13 protein-coding genes are annotated in these 18,307 nt (G+C 43.0%); 9 read left to right on the forward strand and 4 right to left on the reverse strand.

The features are described 5' to 3' along the window. The first annotated feature begins 63 nt into the window (after positions 1-63). Complete coding sequence (locus NZ848_RS00590) at positions 64-1,359, forward strand: DUF5690 family protein (RefSeq protein ID WP_390890839.1); 1,296 nt, start codon at positions 64-66, stop codon at positions 1,357-1,359. Positions 1,360-1,420: 61 nt separating this feature from the next. Here NZ848_RS00590 and NZ848_RS00595 read toward each other — a convergent pair whose 3' ends face one another. The 3 genes from NZ848_RS00595 to NZ848_RS00605 all read right to left on the reverse strand — a co-directional run bounded on the left by NZ848_RS00595 (position 1,421) and on the right by NZ848_RS00605 (position 3,986). Next, complete coding sequence (locus NZ848_RS00595; RefSeq protein WP_253533057.1) at positions 1,421-1,903, reverse strand: DUF4494 domain-containing protein; 483 nt, start codon at positions 1,901-1,903, stop codon at positions 1,421-1,423. A 199-nt stretch (positions 1,904-2,102) separates the two neighbouring features. Further along, positions 2,103-3,245 carry a TIGR03364 family FAD-dependent oxidoreductase gene (locus NZ848_RS00600; protein ID WP_259013949.1) on the reverse strand — a complete coding sequence of 381 codons (1,143 nt, stop codon included), beginning with the start codon at positions 3,243-3,245 and terminating at the stop codon, positions 2,103-2,105. Beyond that, positions 3,246-3,986: an HAD family hydrolase gene (locus NZ848_RS00605; RefSeq protein ID WP_259013950.1), complete on the reverse strand. Its 741-nt coding sequence runs from the start codon at positions 3,984-3,986 to the stop codon at positions 3,246-3,248. It abuts the gene before it with no gap. A 450-nt stretch (positions 3,987-4,436) separates the two neighbouring features. On the opposite strand from NZ848_RS00605, the gene NZ848_RS00610 reads away from it, so the two are divergent. The 4 genes from NZ848_RS00610 (at position 4,437) to NZ848_RS00625 (ending at position 10,325) form a co-directional block, all read left to right on the forward strand. After that, positions 4,437-4,931 (forward strand): YMGG-like glycine zipper-containing protein, encoded by a 495-nt coding sequence (locus NZ848_RS00610; protein WP_253533063.1) that lies wholly within the window; start codon positions 4,437-4,439, stop codon positions 4,929-4,931. A 223-nt stretch (positions 4,932-5,154) separates the two neighbouring features. Further along, entirely contained in the window at positions 5,155-7,893 is a 2,739-nt protein-coding gene (locus tag NZ848_RS00615) for a TonB-dependent receptor (protein WP_259013951.1), read from the forward strand. Positions 7,894-7,921: 28 nt separating this feature from the next. Further along, on the forward strand, positions 7,922-9,178 hold the full coding sequence (locus tag NZ848_RS00620) for a right-handed parallel beta-helix repeat-containing protein (protein WP_259013952.1): 1,257 nt from the start codon (positions 7,922-7,924) through the stop codon (positions 9,176-9,178). A gap of 61 nt (positions 9,179-9,239) precedes the next feature. After that, a complete protein-coding gene (locus NZ848_RS00625) occupies positions 9,240-10,325 on the forward strand; it encodes a phytase (RefSeq protein WP_259013953.1) in 1,086 nt (361 codons plus the stop codon). On the opposite strand, the gene NZ848_RS00630 is transcribed toward NZ848_RS00625, so the two are convergent. Next, on the reverse strand, positions 10,315-11,118 hold the full coding sequence (locus tag NZ848_RS00630; RefSeq protein ID WP_259013954.1) for a protein-glutamine glutaminase family protein: 804 nt from the start codon (positions 11,116-11,118) through the stop codon (positions 10,315-10,317). The two genes, NZ848_RS00625 and NZ848_RS00630, sit on opposite strands and share 11 nt — an antisense overlap. Positions 11,119-11,562: 444 nt before the next feature. Between NZ848_RS00630 and NZ848_RS00635 the strand changes: the two genes are divergently transcribed. From NZ848_RS00635 to NZ848_RS00650, 4 genes are all read left to right on the forward strand, one after another. After that, positions 11,563-14,772 carry a SusC/RagA family TonB-linked outer membrane protein gene (locus NZ848_RS00635; protein ID WP_390890840.1) on the forward strand — a complete coding sequence of 1,070 codons (3,210 nt, stop codon included), beginning with the start codon at positions 11,563-11,565 and terminating at the stop codon, positions 14,770-14,772. A gap of 70 nt (positions 14,773-14,842) precedes the next feature. After that, the gene (locus tag NZ848_RS00640) at positions 14,843-16,435 is read left to right on the forward strand and encodes a SusD/RagB family nutrient-binding outer membrane lipoprotein (protein WP_259013955.1); all 1,593 of its coding nucleotides are present in this window, start codon (positions 14,843-14,845) and stop codon (positions 16,433-16,435) included. Between the two features lie 77 nt (positions 16,436-16,512). Then, positions 16,513-17,085, forward strand: a complete 573-nt coding sequence (locus NZ848_RS00645) for a phosphonate degradation HD-domain oxygenase (RefSeq protein WP_101726629.1) — start codon at positions 16,513-16,515, stop codon at positions 17,083-17,085. 65 nt (positions 17,086-17,150) lie between these two features. Continuing rightward, positions 17,151-18,218, forward strand: a complete 1,068-nt coding sequence (locus tag NZ848_RS00650; RefSeq protein WP_259013956.1) for an alkaline phosphatase family protein — start codon at positions 17,151-17,153, stop codon at positions 18,216-18,218. Positions 18,219-18,307 lie beyond the last annotated feature (89 nt).

Consider the following 18,307-nt stretch of genomic DNA (forward strand, 5'->3'; position numbering starts at 1 on the left):
TTTCCGTAACGATGAGTTTATATTGGATATCGAACTTACAGGTTCAATTAAGTAATGAAACCTGTGAAGAAAATCCTGGAAAAATCTGAGGTATTATTAATAATCTGGTGCATTATTGCTGCTTTTGGTACGTATTTCTGTATGTATGCATTCCGGAAGCCATTTACTACCGGGCTTTATGAAAACTATCAGTTATGGGGCTTAGGCTATAAGAGTATCCTGATTATTGCTCAGGTTTTTGGCTATATGCTGTCTAAAATAATAGGTATTAAAGTAATAGCCGAGCTAAAATCAAAAAGCCGTATATGGCTTATTATTGGCCTGATAGCCTTTGCCGAGCTTGCACTGCTGGCTTTTGGGTTTGTGCCTTTTCCTTACAATTTTATATTTCTATTCATGAATGGGTTACCTCTGGGCATGGTATGGGGTGTGATTTTCAGCTATCTGGAGGGCCGGAAACTAACGGAATTTCTTGCCTTAGGGTTAAGCCTGAATCTGGTAATGACCTCTGGCGTGTTAAAGACCATTTACCTGTACCTGCAGGAAACTTTTCATTTTCAGGAGTTTCATCTGCCTTTTATAATCGGGCTTATCTTTTTGCCGTTTTTTCTGTTTTTTGTCTGGATGCTGGCTCAGATACCCCCGCCTAATGCAGAAGACCTGAAACTGCGTAACAAGCGCGTGGCCATGACAGCAGACGATAAAAACAAAATTGTGAGGGAGTTTGGTATCGGGCTGTTCTGCTTTGTGGGTATGTACTTGCTGATGGCAACCATGAGAGATTTCAGAGATAATTTTGCAGTAGAAATATGGCGCGAGATTGAGCCTGGGTTTAGTAAGGTAATATTTTCAGAGATTGAAACCACTATTGGCCTGGTTGTGGTGGGTCTGATAGCGTTGATAGCGTTTATACGAAATAATTTTTATTCGTACCTGACCTTTACGCTGATGATGCTGCTGGCTGTAATGGCCTGTGGGGGTAGCACATGGGCGTTTCAGCAACAGTTGATTTCAGCAAAATTGTGGATGCTGAGCCTGGGCATTGGTTTGTTTTTACCTTATCTTTTAATACAGACCGTTGTTTTTGAGCGGCTGATAGCCCTTTTTAAAGCAAAAGGAAATGTAGGCTTTCTGGTGTATATCTGCGACGCCATCGGGTATCTGGGCAGCGTTTGTCTTTTGCTTTACCGTGAGTTTTTTCTGCGTCAGATTTCGTTTGTCAACGTACTTATAACGTTCAGTTATATTATTTCGGTAGTGTCGTTTGTTTTGCTGATTATACAGCTCATTTACTTTACAAACAAACATTTAAACGGCCGTGTGTGGTGGAAACTGTCTCCCGAATCTGAAATGGTGTAGCTGGCAGGCATAAAAAAAGGTATTTTCTGCTTGCAAAAAATACCTTTTTTATGAGGGCTTATTAGTTGGCCGATAGCTCAGATAGAGGCTTGAAATTACCGTTTTTCAGTTTTTCGTCTACTTCGTCATAAGGTAGTACTTCCAGAATATTGGTAAGGTTGATATCGGTAATCTGGTAATCTTCTACTGTTCCCAGTCTTTCAGCAATCAGGTTATAGGCTTCAGACGGGTTCTGGGCGTTAATCAGCATATTAAATGGCGTGCGTTTTTCTTTTTGTGTTTTTTCGTCGAAACTCATGAAGTTTACCTTTACTTTATACCAGGTTTCGGCGCCGTCTTCTACAAAAAAAACCTCATGGAATTTCCGGCGGGCCAGGCCTGACAAATGAAACTCGGGCACGTTAGCAGCCACGGCTGAGTAGATTCTGGCTTCGGCATCGGTATATGACACGGCATCTACTAAATATACTTCGGTCACTTTCACTGTTTTGTCTTTTTCGTCTACAATCTGATAGCGAATCTTTCCTTGATACCAAGCTGACATATTCTAAATGGATTATTAATGAATGGAAAACTTTTGTGCTGCAAAATTACAGAGGCTATTGAAAAGACCCGTACAAATCTGATAATAAAATTATAGGACTGAGCAGGCAGGTGTGCTTTGCAAGCAAGAAGAAAGAAACACTACTGAAAAAGGGCGGTAAAAGCTTAGAACGTGGCACGAATACTCATGCCACGCCGGATTATAGAAGCGACGCAATCATGTTTTCGGCGTAGCCTGCACTGGTTGTCATACCTTTACCGCCAATGCCGGTGCGGATATGAATATTGGGGCTTATGTCAAACTCAAAAATATCGTTAGGGTGCTGGGCGTAAAATCCAGCCCAGGCACGGGCAATTTTACGTACCGGGAAACTCATTATACGCGCGGCTTCTTTTAGCATCAGTTCGTTGATATGGTTTTGGGTATCAAAACCTAGTTCATCGGTACGGCCTACGGGAGCGTATTCGTGTGAGTCTCCAATGATAACAGAACCGTCAATGGCCTGCTTGAACAGAATATGGATACCCCACTTTTTTAGTTCTGAGTAATGTTCAGGAGTAGTGATGTTTTTGAATGAAGGGCATTGCTCAAACGACTCATAACGGCGTATAGAGAGCCCGGTAAGTATGTTGCCCTTAATGCTTACGTTGGCCAATGGCACGGTCTGTAGCATTTGCAGTTTGCTCACAACCATACCGCTTTGAGCATATATTTCAGGAAAAAGCAGGTTGAATACATATCCGCTGCAAATAATGGCTTTATCTGCCGAGTAAAGCTGTGAGCCTGCGGTCGTAACCACCACCTTGCCAGAAATATCGGTACAGTTGATAACACTGGTGTTGTTAAGGTACATAACGCCCAGTTGTTCTTGCAGGTATTGTATAATTCTGTAAATAAGCAGGTTCGGCTCTACGCTTACTTCGTTAGGGTAATAAATGGCCCCTCGCACGTAGTCCTGCTTCAGTTCCGGGTATAAATCAAGGCATTGTCTTTTCGACAGCAAAGAGCATTCATAACCCTGGCGCTGATGAATATCAAAGAGTTCATTAGCCAGCTGCCATTCGGTGTCGTCAGAGGCAATGTAAATGGTGCCGTTTTTTCTGACAGATATATCAAACTGTTGTTGTATGTCTTTGTAGATTTCCAGGCTTCTGCGGCCATAATCGAACCATTTTCCGGCCGAACCTGATGGCACGGCTTGTCCGAAATTACGAACCGTAGCGCTAACCGGAAAATTATCTTTTTCAATAATCAGTACTTTTTTGCCTTTTTTAGCTGCATGGTAAGCATGAAAAGCCCCCATAATACCGCTACCTACTACTATTAAGTCAAAATTTTTCATTTATGCTTCGTTAAGAACGCCCAGGTTGATGATAGTGTCTTTCAGGTCTTTCAGAGAGTCCAGAAGACCATCATTGCGTATAATACTCAGCTGCTGGCGGGTATGTGTACCATTAACCACACCTAAAGACAGGCGACATCCGGCTCTAACGCCTGACTTGAGGTCAGAAGGGGTATCGCCAATGTTAATTACTTCGTAGGGGTCTGTTACGCCCATTAATTTCATGGCTTTTTGTATCATGTATGGCTCTGGCCGGCCTTTAGGCACCTCATCGCTGGCGATAGATACATCAATAACAGACCTGCCAGAAGTATTCACATAGTTAAACTCCAGTCCGTCCAGCCAGCCCAGTTTACCCAGTATGATATTGGTTACAACCCGGTAAAAGCCGGTGGTAAGCGCTATTTTAATATTATTCTTACGTAGGAAATCAAATAGTTCCAGACATCCCTCTGTCGGAAGCACCTCATGTGTACGATAGTGTTCTTCCAGAATCAGCCTGAAATAGTCATAAGAATAGATAACGTTTTCTTGATATTCGGGGTGGTCTTTGCCTGTTTTTTCTTCCCATAACATTTTGAAAACCTCAATCTTTGAGTAACCCTGCAGGGCCAGGATTCTTTCAGCGGTAACGTTTAGACCAACGTACTCACAGGCTCTGGCAAAGCAGGTTTCTACTTCTTTTTTGTCCTGAACGGTAGTACCGGCCATATCAAAAACGACTAATCTGATTGGATACATAAGGTAATGTTTTTGACAAAAATAAATGACTTGTTTCGATTAAACATATTATGTTTTTGTTAAGCCAAAGTGGCACAAAACCAACCTCCTGATACCTGGTTTTATCTGCTTAACAAGCTGATACGTCTTCGAAGTTGTACTTTTTGTAAAAGGGTTTTCATCAGCTTATACGTATTGATATGCTTTTTTGTGGAAAAACTTCCCCGAAATTACACATTAGTCTGGCATATCTGGTGCAGTTTACTGTGCAATATTCATTTTTTTGTTTGTGTTTAAGTGTCTTGTATTCAGTGTTTTATGGCTTGTTTTGATGCTCAGGCCAAGTAGGACGGCTTATGCCCGGCTTACATTTTTTATTGGTAGTCTGCAAATAGGCAGGCGGCAGAACATTAAATATTAAGCCTTTCTGAATAACCATTGTCAAAAAAAATACTACTAAATTAAAAGCTTATGAAAAATGTATTGTTGGGCATCTCACTTGTATGGTTTACAATGAGTTGTAATAATAAGGCAAACACAGAAAAAGAAATACAAGCCGCAAGACAGGCAGCCATTGATTCGGTGAACCAGGTGGTAGAACTTGAGCGCGTAAAACAAGCTACCATAGACTCGATGAATGTGGTGAAAGAAGAAGAGGAGCGTAAACTGGAAGCCCAAAAGGCAACCAGAGCAAAAAGCGGGTCATCGTATAAATATGCTTCTAATGGCAGCAGCGGGTCGTCTGCAGATTACGTTCCGGTTTCTCAGACCTCTAACAAAAAGAGAATGAGTAATGCGGCCAAAGGTGCTTTGATTGGCGCCGGTGTAGGTGCATTAACGGGTGTGGCTATTGCTAAAGATAAAAAAGGCAAAGGGGCGCTGATAGGCGCCGGTGTAGGCGCGGGTGCCGGAGCCATTACTGGTGTTATAGTAGATAAACAGCAACAGAAGAAGCAACAGCAATAAGGTTTTTTTTGATTGAAACGCAGCCCCGGTAAATGGATACCCTTCATTTACCGGGGTTTTTTGTGGTAATGGCCCGTCATTTCTACCGCGGGCAGTGAGAGTTTACAGTAATTTAATTTTTGCCGATTTTATTAATAATATCTTCACAATCTCTTAGCCATTAGTTTTTTCTTGCTATCGACTTTTGCATTTTTATTACCATAGTAATTAATAATGCTGCCTGATGGCCAGAATTTTTATCCTAGTTTTTCTTTTAACTGCATTTAAGGTATCTGCTTTCACACTTAAGGGTGTAATTACAGACAAAACCACCGGCGAACCATTAATTGGCGCTTCTATAAGGTTACTGAACCAGCCTTTTTATGCCATTTCGGGCCTGGATGGGTCTTACATGCTTAAAAATGTACCGGCCGGCGAATATCAGCTACAGGTTACCTATGTGTCGTATCAGCCGGTAACATTAAAAGTTAAGCTTTTGCAGGCAGATATGGTTGTTAACATTACCTTGGAAGACGACAGCCAGCGTACGCTCAATGAGGTGGTGGTGATAGGCACTGCTGATAAATCAACTGAGTTAATGGCCCGGCAGTTGGAGAGAAACGCCAGTCAGCTAATGAACATTGTGTCAGGCAAAGCCATTGAAATATCGCCTGACCTGACAGTGGCCAATCTGATTCAGCGGGTGTCGGGTGTTTCTATTGAGAGAAACAGCAACGGTGATGGCCAGTACGCGATTCTGCGTGGAATGGATAAGCGTTATAATTATACACTTGTAAATGGAGTTAAGATTCCGAGCCCTGATAATAAGTACCGGTATGTGCCACTGGATATTTTTCCGTCAGAATTACTGGGGCGGCTTGAAGTAACCAAAACCCTGACACCTGACCTGGAAGGTGATGCGGTGGGAGGTGTGGTGAACATGGTTATGAAAGACGCACCTGACAACCGCGAAATAAAGTTAAATCTGGCAACGGGTTATAACGAGCTTTTTTTGAACAGAGACTTTATGAGTTATTCATTAAAGGATATCAATTTTAAGTCTCCTTACGAACAATTCGGGAAAGACTATTCTGCCACAGTAGCTAATTTTCCTAAAACCACTATTCAGTATCGGTCTGCAAAACCTTTGCCCAATATTGTCGGGGGTTTTTCTTTTGGTAACCGTTTTCTGAATAACAAACTGGGTGCAGTGGTTGCGGGTAGTTTCCAGAATACCTATAGAGGCAGTAACAGCCTTTTTTACTCATCAACCGTTTATGACACCGAGCTGTCTTCCCGCCTCACAAGCCTTGCTGAACGAAAATACGCTGAACAGCAGGGGCGGTACGGGCTACATGCAAAGCTGGATTACAAACCCAACATCCGACATAAATTTCAATGGTATAATGCTTATCTGTATTTGTCTAATCAGCAGGTCAGAGATACCAAAAACACCGAATATTCATCAGGCGGATACGACCCTGACCAAGGCAATGCAGGGCTTTCTTACAGCACGCGGTCTCGCCTGACAGTACAGCAGATTTTTAACAGCACTTTGCAGGGTAGCCATGAGCTGCTCAGAAAACTGAACCTCAACTGGTCGGCGGTATATTCCTTAGCTACCAATAAGGTGCCTGATAACACCAGCATTGAGCTTTTAGGCAAACGCGAGAACTTTGCCGAGACACGCACGTATCCTCAGCAATATACCAGAAGATGGGAGCATAACGCAGATTATGATTTGGCCGGATACCTGAATCTGGTTTATAAAATGAGCAAAGCGGATATTTCAGCCGGAGGTTTATACAGAAATAAAAGCCGCAATAATTTCTACAATAACTATGTGTTTAAGCCTTCAAATCCTTTTGCACTTTATGGAAAAGATTATCAGGAATATGCAGACATCGCATGGAATTTGGAGAATCCGCGTGGTTCGGTAGCTAATGCACTTTCGTACAGGGCATCAGAGCAAATTCTGGCAGAATATGTAATGGCCAAATGGCAGCTTACCCGTTTGCAGCTAATTGGCGGGCTACGGGTAGAACATACCAATCAGGGCTATGATATGCGGGTTCCGTTAGGGGAGCTTCGACCCAAGGGAGAACAGATTTATACAGATGTACTGCCGAGTCTGAATCTGAAATATGAGTTAAAACGCAAACAGTTTGTCAGGGGTTCTTACTTCAGGTCAATCAATCGCCCCGGGTTTTTTGAACTTGTGCCGGGTAAGGTAGTCAATGAAGAGTTTCAGGAAAGAGGGAACCCGGATTTAAAAAGAGCCATTGCTGATAATTTTGACCTGCGCTATGAGGTTTTTCCGACGCAGGCAGACCAGGCTATGCTGGGTTTGTTTTACAAGTATATTAAAGACCCCATTGAGTATGCGCTTAGTGTAGACGCCACCCGTGGGCAAGATGTGTTTTATTCGCCGGGTAATTATGGTAATGCCACCAACTATGGATTCGAACTCGACCTCATCAAATACTTCCGGAAATTTGGCCTAAAGGCCAATTATACCTACACCCATTCTTCAATAACTACCCAGAAGATTATCAGAGAAAGAGACCAGAATGGCAATTTGCGCTCGAAAAATATAGCGCAAACACGCCCTTTATACGGGCAGGCTGCCAATGTGGGTAATATTTCATTACTCTTCAAAGACACTAAAGCAGGTTGGGATGCCCAACTGGCGGCCTCTTACACCGGCGACCGCATCAATACGGTATCTCAGTTTCTGAACAACGACTTATGGCAGGGCGCATTTGTGCAGATGGATGCCTCGGTCGAAAAAGCAATCGGCTCAGGTTGGGTTATTTATGTAAAGGCAAATAACCTGCTTGATACCCCCATGCGTGTGTTTATTAAGAATACCAATCCGCAGAACGCCAATATTTATCAGGATATAAACAGCAAAAATAAAACCCTGATACGGGAAGATTATTACCAGCGAAACTACCTGATAGGCTTAAGATTTAAAATGTAATTATCCTTCAATGCAAATTCCAACGAAAATGAAAAGAGTTCTTTTTTTATTAATGCTTGCTTCAGCATTTATTACCAGCTGCGACAAAGATGAAGTTACTAACGACCCTCAGACAGGTACCAAACCGGATGAGCTGAGCGTAACAGGAGAAGTGTCTGGTACATGGGCTAAAAATTCGATAGTTACCGTAAAAGGCGACATCGTGGTACCTGCCGGTAAAAGCCTGATTATTCAGGAAGGAGTTACTGTAGTAATGGATACAGTAGCCAAACCAGAGTTTATTGTGCATGGTAATCTATACTCGGTTGGTACTAAAGAAAAACCTGTAAAGTTTACAGTTATAGAAGCCGCCAGAACCGGCAAGTATAATTTCGGGCGTTTGTGGGGTGGTATTCTGGCCTCTAAAACCTGTGCAGAATTATTACTGGATAACACCATTTTAGAATATGGTGGCGCCACCACTACCGAAGCCTCAACTTCAGTAAAGCAGGGTTTATATAAAGCAGCCAGCGGCGAGCGCGTTCCGGCCCTTTGGTTTTCTAATGTAAGTGGTAAACTGGTGGTTCAAAACTCAACTATCCGCCATTTTGGAGAAGACGCCACCTATATTGAGGGCGGGAGCGTTATATTTGCTAATAACATTTTTCATACCACCGGCGAAAGTGGAGGAGATGCTATCAACCTTAAATCGGGCGTAAATGCAGATGTAGCGTACAATTTGGTTTATAACGCCAATACCAATGGTTTAAAGTTATCAAATGTTGGCGAAAGAACACCGCAGTTATTTATTGTAGGCTACAATAATACGTTTGTAAACAATGGCTGGAGAAGACCTTCAGTAAAAGGCGGATCAATATGGGTAGAGGCAAGCGCCAATGTAGAATTACATAACAACCTGCTGGTTAATTGCCGGTTCGGAATTAAAAGAGATACTAAAAAGCCTGAGGATAATCGTTCAGTATTTACAAATACCTATTATTACGGTTTCTATCAGGATGGCGTAAACCAGTTTCAGCCAAGTTCAGAAATCATTGCCGGTACCAGTGATGTAATCAGTAAAACGGCCGGAGACAATGACCCGAAATTTGTTAATTATCCTGTAAGTACCGCAAAAGATAGTAATTTCGATTCCAACTGGGATTTCAGACTCCAAACAGGTTCACCAGTACTGGGTAAAGGTATTACTAATTTCAAAAGAAATTTTGCTAATGGTTTAACGCTGAATGGCCAGTTGTACAAGTCGCCGGAGCCTTCAACCTACTCAGGAGCATTCAATGTAAAATAATATTTTTGACAAAGCCCCAGGCCAGGTACAGATTTGGCTTGGGGTTTAATCTGTTCCCATTATGAATATCCGTTTAGTGCCCTTTTTATGTCTGCTCTTATTATCTTGTGTAAACAGGCAGCAGCCATCTTCCATTCAAAATGTTTCGGCTGCTGAATCGGTTATTGCGCCGGTTTATGTAACCGATAGCGTGAGAAGAGACTCAGATGACCCTGCAGTTTGGATTAACCCGAAAGACCCCGGCAAAAGCCTGATTTTAGGAACAGACAAAGACCAGGATGGCGCCCTTTATGTTTTTGATTTACAAGGCAAAGTTCAGGAAGACAAAGTGGTGCGCGGGCTGAAAAGACCTAATAATGTGGATATTGAATATGGGCTTGTTTTAAATGGCGTGGCCACCGACATTGCGGTAACTACCGAACGCTACACGCATAAACTCAGGATTTTTTCATTGCCTGATATGAAACCCATTGATAACGGGGGCATAGCTGTTTTTGAGAATGAAAATGAGGCGGGTTTCAGAGACCTGATGGGAATAGCTTTATATAAAACTAAAAAAGGCCAGATATATGCCATTGTAGGCCGGAAAACCGGGCCAACAGCCGGAGGCTATTTAGGGCAATATTTGTTAAATGATGATGGCAGCGGCCGGGTGAAAGCCACCCTTGTAAGAAAGTTTGGTTTATATAGCGGCAAAAAAGAAATAGAATCAATTATGGTTGATGATGAACTGGGCTATGTGTATTATTCAGACGAGGGAGTGGGTGTAAGGCAGTACTTTGCTGACCCAGAAAAGGGTAATAACCAGTTAAGCCTGTTTGCCACCACCGGATTTACGGAAGACCACGAGGGAATATCGCTGTATAGACTCTCTAAAACTACCGGGTATATTCTGGTTTCGGATCAGGGTGCAGATAAGTTCCATATTTTCAGTCGGGAAGGCACCAGAGAAAATCCATACGAGCACCGGTTGTTAAAAGTTGTAAAAGTGCAGGCCCACCAGAGTGACGGTTCTGAAACCATTGCCCTGCCGCTGAACAAAACCTTTCAAAAGGGTTTTTTTATAGCCATGAGCGATGACAGAACTTTTCACCTTTACAAATGGGAAGACATAGCCGGGAGAGAACTGAAGACTATTAAGCCCTGATAATCTGTTTAATTGATTCAGACCATTTTTCTACATTGTCTTCAAACACGCCTCGGTAATAATGAATTAAATCATGGTGTTTTTCCTGAAACTCCGGCGTCATTCTTTTGTTGGTGCTTTTGTCTCTGAACACACACTCAAAATTATTAATGCTGCCAATCAGAAACTTGTACTCGTTTATCAGTTTGGCATTGGCCTTTTTTTGAAGAGCCACCTGAATTACCTCCTGATACATCAGCAGGGCGGTTTCGTTAGCGGCAAGGCCTTTTTCAAACCACCTGTTTTGCTGGCATAGGCCTTCTATGGGGTAGAAGTTGCCATTAAACAGGCTCTTGTCAGGCTTTAATGCCGAAGGGCTTGAATAAAACAAAAACAGGTCGGCTTCCGTAATCACACATTTATAGTTAGGGGTGTTCATATGCCCCAGCCATTCTTCGCGGCTCAGCGGTTTTGTTTCTGAAAAATTAAAGTCAAAAATCAGCTCCTGATCCTGCCACTCAATCATTGGGGCCACGTGGTAACCCCAACGTATATGGCCAAGCGGAGCCATGCCGTTAGGGTCCTGAATCCGGAAAACCTCACGCGAGTGTTCGGAGTATCGGCATGGTGCAAAAACCCATATTTTCTTGTGAGGAACAGCATGCTTTGCTAACAAAAGAGAACCCAAATGGGCATTGCAATGACAATTGCCCTGCAGGTATCGGTAGGACGGATACAGAAAATGTTTAATTTCATTAAATATGCTTTGAATCTCAGACCCTGCAAAAGTTTTTATTTGAAGTGCAGTAAGCATTTTTGTGCATTGATTAGAACTCAAAACTACAAGTATGCAGATAAATTAAGAAAGGTTGGTATGTTATGATTTGGTGAAGTAATTGTAAGGCTAAAGTTAAGAGCCGGGGCTTTACAAAAGCGTCTATGACGCGGTCTTAATGGGGCATACTTTCAGGTTTAAGGGTTTATGCCCGCAGGCTGTATTTTACTTTACGTTGCCTTGGCCATTGTAATAATTGGTGCTGCAAAAAAATCTTCTTGATAATTGTCATTTATTTCATAATTTTCTCCTAATTGTATTGCTGACTTTTTTTGCTTCCCTAACCGACTTAACAATAGCTTAATTCAGACATAATATTCACAGAATGTTACAGGCGTACTTTTGCAGCCTGAAAACCTGCTGACGAGTTATTATTTAAATCTAAACGATTAACATCTTTTTTAACGTCAAAAACAAAAGTATATGAAAAAACATCTCCTATTATGCATGGTGGTTCTTCTGAGCAGCCTGTTAATGAGTAGGGCAATTTATGCACAAACTATTGTAAGCGGGAAGGTATCCTCTGCCACCGGCGAGGGACTCCCCGGAGTAAGCGTTATGTTAAAGGGTACTAAACAGGGTACCAATTCTGATGCAAACGGAAATTTCAGGATTACTGGTGTGGGTGCCAATTCAGTATTGGTTTTTTCGGCCATTGGTTACTTAACCGAAGAGCGTTCAGTAGGTAACCAGACTACTATTAATGTTACATTGAATGAAGACACCAAAGCCCTTAACGAAGTAGTGGTTACAGCGCTTGGTATCAAAAAAGACATTCGTCGCATCGGGGTGGCTATTCAATCTATTGATGGTGCCGCCACTATTAAAGCACGCGAGCCAAACGCCATTAATGCACTAGCGGGGAAAGTTGCTGGTTTAACCATCGGTACTCAACCTGAGTTATTGCGCAAGCCAAATATCTCGCTTCGCGGTAATAGCGAAATCCTTTTTGTGGTTGACGGTGTACCTATCAACTCTGACACCTGGAACATCAGCCCTGATGATATTGAAACTTACTCGGTTCTGAAAGGGGCATCTGCTTCGGCGCTTTATGGTTTCCGTGGTAAAAACGGTGCAATTCTCATTACCACCAAACGTGGTTCTAAAGATAAACGCGGGTATTCGGTTGAACTGAACTCTTCAACCATGATTGACAACGGTTTCTATGCCATTCCGAAAGTACAGGATTTGTATGGCCCGGGAGACCACGGCCGTTATGCATTTGTTGACGGTAAAGGTGGTGGATTAAACGACGGTGACTATGACGGTGGCTGGGGACCTAAATTTGAAGGCCAGCTGATACCGCAGTATGATAGCCCGGTTGACCCCAAAACAGGCATAAGACAGGGCACACCATGGGTTGCGCGTGGTAAAGACAACCTTGAGCGTTTCCTTCAGGCGGGTATTCTTTCAACTAATAACATAGCTGTTTCAGCTACTGGCGAGAAGTATAACCTGCGTTTCTCTGCTTCTCAGATTTCTCAAAGAGGCATTGTTCCTAACACCAAACTGAATATTAGCAACTTCAATGTAAGTGCTGATTACAAATTCTCAAACCGCCTTTCTTTTACTTCAAATCTGCAATATAACAAGCAGTACACGCCAAATATTCCGGATGTAAACTACGGCCCCAATTCAATTATCTATAACATGACCCTTTGGGCGGGTGCCGACTGGAATGTTGACGACATGCGCAACTACTGGCAACCGGGTAAAGAAGGTATCCAGCAGATTTACGCAGAATACCAACGTTACAATAACCCGTATTTTATGAGTTATGAGTGGTTAAGAGGCCATTACAAAACCGATATCATAGGCCAGGCTGCATTAACCTATAAATTTACAGACTACCTTGAGGCGACGTTCCGTTCGCAGGTTACCACCTGGAACCTGTTCCGCAACGAAAAAATGCCGTACTCTGCCGGAGCTTATGGCCGTGACGAACGCCGTGGAGACTACCGCGAAGACCGTCGTAACCTGTTTGAAAACAATACCGACGTACTTATTAAATTTGATAAAGACCTGTTTAGTGGCCTTAATGCCAAAGTATGGGCGGGGGGTAATATCCGTACTTTTGAGTATGATTCTCAGTATGGGTCTACAGATTACCTGAACGTACCAGGCTTGTATAACTTCAGCAACTCGGCCAATCCGGTTCGCACAGCCAACTTTGCTTCTGCCATGCGTGTAAATTCGGCTTATTATTCGGCTGACTTCACGTATAAGAATTTCCTGACTATCGGAACAACCGGCCGTGTTGATAAACTCTCGACACAACCAGCCGGTAACAATACATTCTTTTATCCTTCTGTTTCTGCCTCAACTGTTCTTTCAGACTACCTGAGTGTACCATCAGCTATTTCATTCCTGAAACTGCGTGCTTCATACGCCAACGTAAAAGATGGTTTAACACGTAGCACCATTGGTACAACCCCAAGTTTGGGCGACGGCAACCCGATTGGATATGGCGACCAGTATTACTCACCGTATGACGGCCCGGCTTATAGTAACTCGGCAGTTTATTCAACGCCATTTGCCTATAACAACCAACCGGCTGCTTATTTTACAGGTACGCTGAACAACCCATCATTGAAACCAAGCTCTACTTCACAAACAGAACTTGGTCTTGATTTCAGAGTATTGCAGAACCGTATCGGTCTTGATGTAACCTACTTTATTTCTGACGAAGGCCCGAGAATCTTCTCATTGCCTATCTCTACCACTACCGGTTATTCGGCAGCTTTGGTGAATGGTATCAAAACGCAGAAAAGAGGATGGGAAATTGCTCTTACAGGCTCACCTCTTAAAAGTGCCGACGGCTTAAACTGGGACGTGCTTGTAAACTACTCAACTTATCAGGAAAAACTTACCGAAATATATCCGGGTGTTGAGAACCTGAACACCTTCTTTAAAGTAGGCGACCGTCTTGATAAATTCTATGGGTCGGCCTTTGTAAGAACTCCTACCGGGCAAATCATTAACGATGCTTCGGGTCGTCCAATTACAACTCCGGTAGCGCAATTCCTGGGTTATATTAATCCTAAGTTTGTGTTTGGTATCAATAACAAATTCAGCTATAAAAACGTGAACGTGAGCTTCCAGTTCGACGGTCGTATCGGCGGTGTTATTTCAAACTACATCCAACGCCAGACCTACCGTGGTGGTCGTCATATTGGTATAACAGAGGGTGCAATGGGTATAGCTCGTGAGCAGGACTACCTGGGCGTAAAAGCGTATGTAGGCGAAGGCGTGTTGCTTGCCAATAAACCAGCTGTGCCAATTAAATATGATGCTGACGGTAAAGTAACCAATTACGAAGAACTGATATACAGAACCAATGACACCAAACAATTTGTGCAAGACTACGTGAGCCGTTACTATAATACCGACGAAGGTAACCTGATGAGCCGCTCTTTTGGTATGTTGCGTGAAGTGGTAATAGGTTATAACCTGCCTGAGAAATGGTTGGGGAAATCAATCAGAAATGCTTCGGTATCATTAGTAGGCAGAAACCTGCTTTACTTTGCCGAGAAAAAAGACATTGACCTTAACCAGTATATTACCAATGGCGGGTCTGGTCTTCAGACACCATCAACCAGAAGATACGGTATCAACCTGAACTTTACTTTCTAAGCATGGTATTAGCCGGCAGCTCATGTAGATGAGCCTTATTTCAATAACATCAAGATAAAAACATTTAACAATGAAGATACATCAGTTATTCGCAGGAGTTTTCGCAGTTTTGGCTGTTACGCTGAGCAGTTGCGAAAAATCGTTTGAAGACCTTGAAAAAGACCCGAACCGCCCGGTTCATGTGCCTGCATCGCTTGTTTTACAGGGCGTTGAGGCTGATATGGCAGGTAATACCGGCCGCCCTTTCAGCGCCGAAATGCGCTGGAACCAGTTTTACTGTTCTAACTACAACTACTACGCCAACAACGAGTACACCTGGACAGCCACTCCGAATCACTACAATACCCTTAAAAACGTAGTGAAAATGGAAGAAGAGGCCAAACGTGCCGGACTTGCAGACGTAAACGGATACTCGGCGCTTGGTAAATTCTTCAGAGCTTTCTTTATTGAAGAAATGACCAAACGTGTGGGTGACCTTCCGGTTTCTGAAGCCTTGAAAGGTATTGATAATACCACCCCGAAATATGATACCCAAAAAGCGGTATATATTCAGATTCTTAACTGGCTTGACGAAGCCAATGCAAACCTGGCTACTCTGATTGCACAGGGACAAACCGTTCCTGGGGATTTTTACTTCGGCGGTGACCTGCGCAAATGGCAAAAAGCCGTGAACGCATATAAACTGCGAGTGCTGGTTTCATTGAGCAAAAAAGAAACCGATGGCGACCTGAACATCAAGGCCCGCTTTGCAGAGATGATGGGTAACCCAAGCAAGTTTCCGTTGTTAGAGAGCTTATCAGATAACCTGGAGTTTAAATACAATCAGTTTAACAAGTATCCGTCAAACCCTGACAACTTTGGCTTTGATGCCACCCGCCAGAACATGGCAAAAACTTATGTTGGCTTGTTGTCTTCGTTGCGTGACCCACGCGTAATGGTAACCTGCGAACCGGCTGGCGCTGAACTGAAAGCAGGTAAATTGCCTTCAGACTACACTGCATTTGTAGGCGCAAGCTCGGCAGAAGACTTAACCGACATGAGCGACAAGGCCGGTAGAAACAATGGCGCTGGTTTTGCTCCGGGTTTGTATTCGTTCCAGAATCGTTACCGTTACTACCGTAATTATACGGCTGAAAACACTTTCATTGTAGGGTATCCTGAAATGTGCTTCAATATTGCAGAGGCGTATCATCGTAGCTGGGCCAGCGGAGACGGCGAAGCTTGGTATAAAAAAGGTATTCAGTCGTCGCTTGATTTCTATGGTATTAAAGATGGCGCCAACACCATGACCTACTCAAAGACAGGTGGCAGAGAAACCGCCGACCTTGCTAATTATAGCATTAACTTTAGCTTTGATACTTATTACAGCCAGGCTGCTGTAAAATACGCTGGTAAAAATGCTACCGGCTTAGAGCAGATTATCAGCCAGAAATATGCCGCCTTCTTTATGAACTCTGGCATGGAAGCATATTTTAACTGGAGACGTACGGGTTTCCCTAAATTTGAAAGCGGTGTGGGTAACGGTAACTCCAACCGTATTGCGGTTCGTTGGCAGTATCCGATTTCTGAACGCACTACCAACGCCAAAAACTATAATGATGCTATCAATAGCCAGTACGCAGGCAAAGATGATATCAACGATATAGTCTGGATTTTGAAATAATATTGATTTGTGTAAATAAGGTTGAAAGTAGCAGGACATTGTTCTGCTACTTTTCTTTCAATAATAAGGTAAGTGATATGAAAGACATCAGCAGTATAATTGATGAAATCAGAAACATCTTCCTGTCGCAGGGAGATGAAGAATATTATGGCGAGGCCATCAGCCAGTATGAACATGCCGCACAGGCCGCTATTCTTGCGCAGGTATCAGGCTTTGATGATGAGGTGCAGATAGCCGCTTTTCTGCACGATATCGGGCATTTGCTGCCGGCAGCATCAGAAGAAGAACTGATGGCCGTTTATGGGCGTAAAGACCATGAAGGTGTAGCCGCCGACTGGCTGAGAGAACGTGGGTTCTCTGAAAAAATAGCCGTTCTGGTTGAAAACCACGTTAATGCCAAACGCTATTTATGCTATGCCAACCCGGCTTATTACAGTAACTTATCTGAGGCCAGCAGGCAAACACTTGAGTTTCAGGGTGGCAGAATGGAAAAAGAAGAGGCCGGGGCATTTGAGAAGAATCCTTATTTTGATGTAATCATCCGCATGAGAAGATGGGACGAGGCCGCCAAGGTAGAAAACCTGCCGTTGCCAGACCTTGAGCATTTTCTGGCCATTTGTAAAAACTATTTAAGCGCTAAAGAAGTATAGGTTTTGTACAAGGTAAGAAACCTGCTTACCTTGTTTGCTATCTGTTATAAAAACATCTATCAACTATGAAAAAAATTCTCTTGTTGCTTTTACTGGCTGCAGAAACCTTTGCCCAGACCAAAACCGAAAACGTATTTATTATTACAACTGACGGATTCCGTTGGCAGGAAGTTTTTGGAGGTTTAGACTCTTCTCTTTTAAACAAGAAAGAATTTACCAGAAACCGCGACCGGCTAAAAACCACTTTTGGGTCTGATAACCTTGAAGAAAGAAGAAAAAAACTGCTGCCTTTTTTCTGGAACACTATTGCCAAAGAAGGCCAGCTATACGGTAACCGCTGGCAAAACAGTAAAGTAAACGTGCTGAACCCTTACTGGTTCTCGTACCCGGGCTATAATGAGATTCTGACCGGGTATGCAGACGACAAAGTCAATTCAAACAATAAAAAACTGAATGAAAATGTAACCGTGCTTGAGTTTCTGAACCAGCAAAAGGGTTTCAACGGCAAAGTGGCGGCTTATTCAACCTGGGATGTGTTCCCTTTTATTATTAATGAGCCGCGTAGTGGTATTCCGGTAAATTCGGGTAAAGACCCTGTTGAGGGCGCTGTAAATGAGAAAGAGCAATTGCTGAACGAAATTCTGGCCAACTACGAAAGCCTTGCCAGCGACAGACATGACTTTATTACTTATTTTATGGCCAAAGAGTATGTCAAGAAGCACAAACCTAAAGTTTTTTTCTTGTCGTTTGATGAAACCGACGAGTTTGCACATGAAGCCAAATATGATGAGTATCTTTTTGCTGCCAACACCGTAGATAAATTCATTGCCGACTTATGGAAGTACTGCCAGAGCACGCCTCAGTATAAAGACAAAACCACTTTTATTATTACAACAGACCACGGCAGGGGCGATAAAAACAAAGCACAGTGGACCAGCCACGGCCAACGTGTGCCAGATTGCTACCAGATATGGTTTGCAGTGATAGGCCCCGATACCCCGGCCTTGGGAGAGATTAAAACCGAAAGCCAGTATTATCAGAATCAGATTGCTAAAACGGCAGCTAAATTCCTGGGCTTTAATTTCGAAAACGGAAAAGAAATAGGGAAAGAAATTAAGGAAATAATGAAGTAATCTTATCTGCACTTATTAAAAAAATAAAGACGAGCCGGGTAGACTCGTCTTTATTTTTTGGTATTTTGAATAATGGATACAAGGAAGGT

This window comes from Emticicia fluvialis (assembly GCF_024793945.1).
GTDB classification, from domain to species: domain Bacteria; phylum Bacteroidota; class Bacteroidia; order Cytophagales; family Spirosomataceae; genus Emticicia; species Emticicia fluvialis.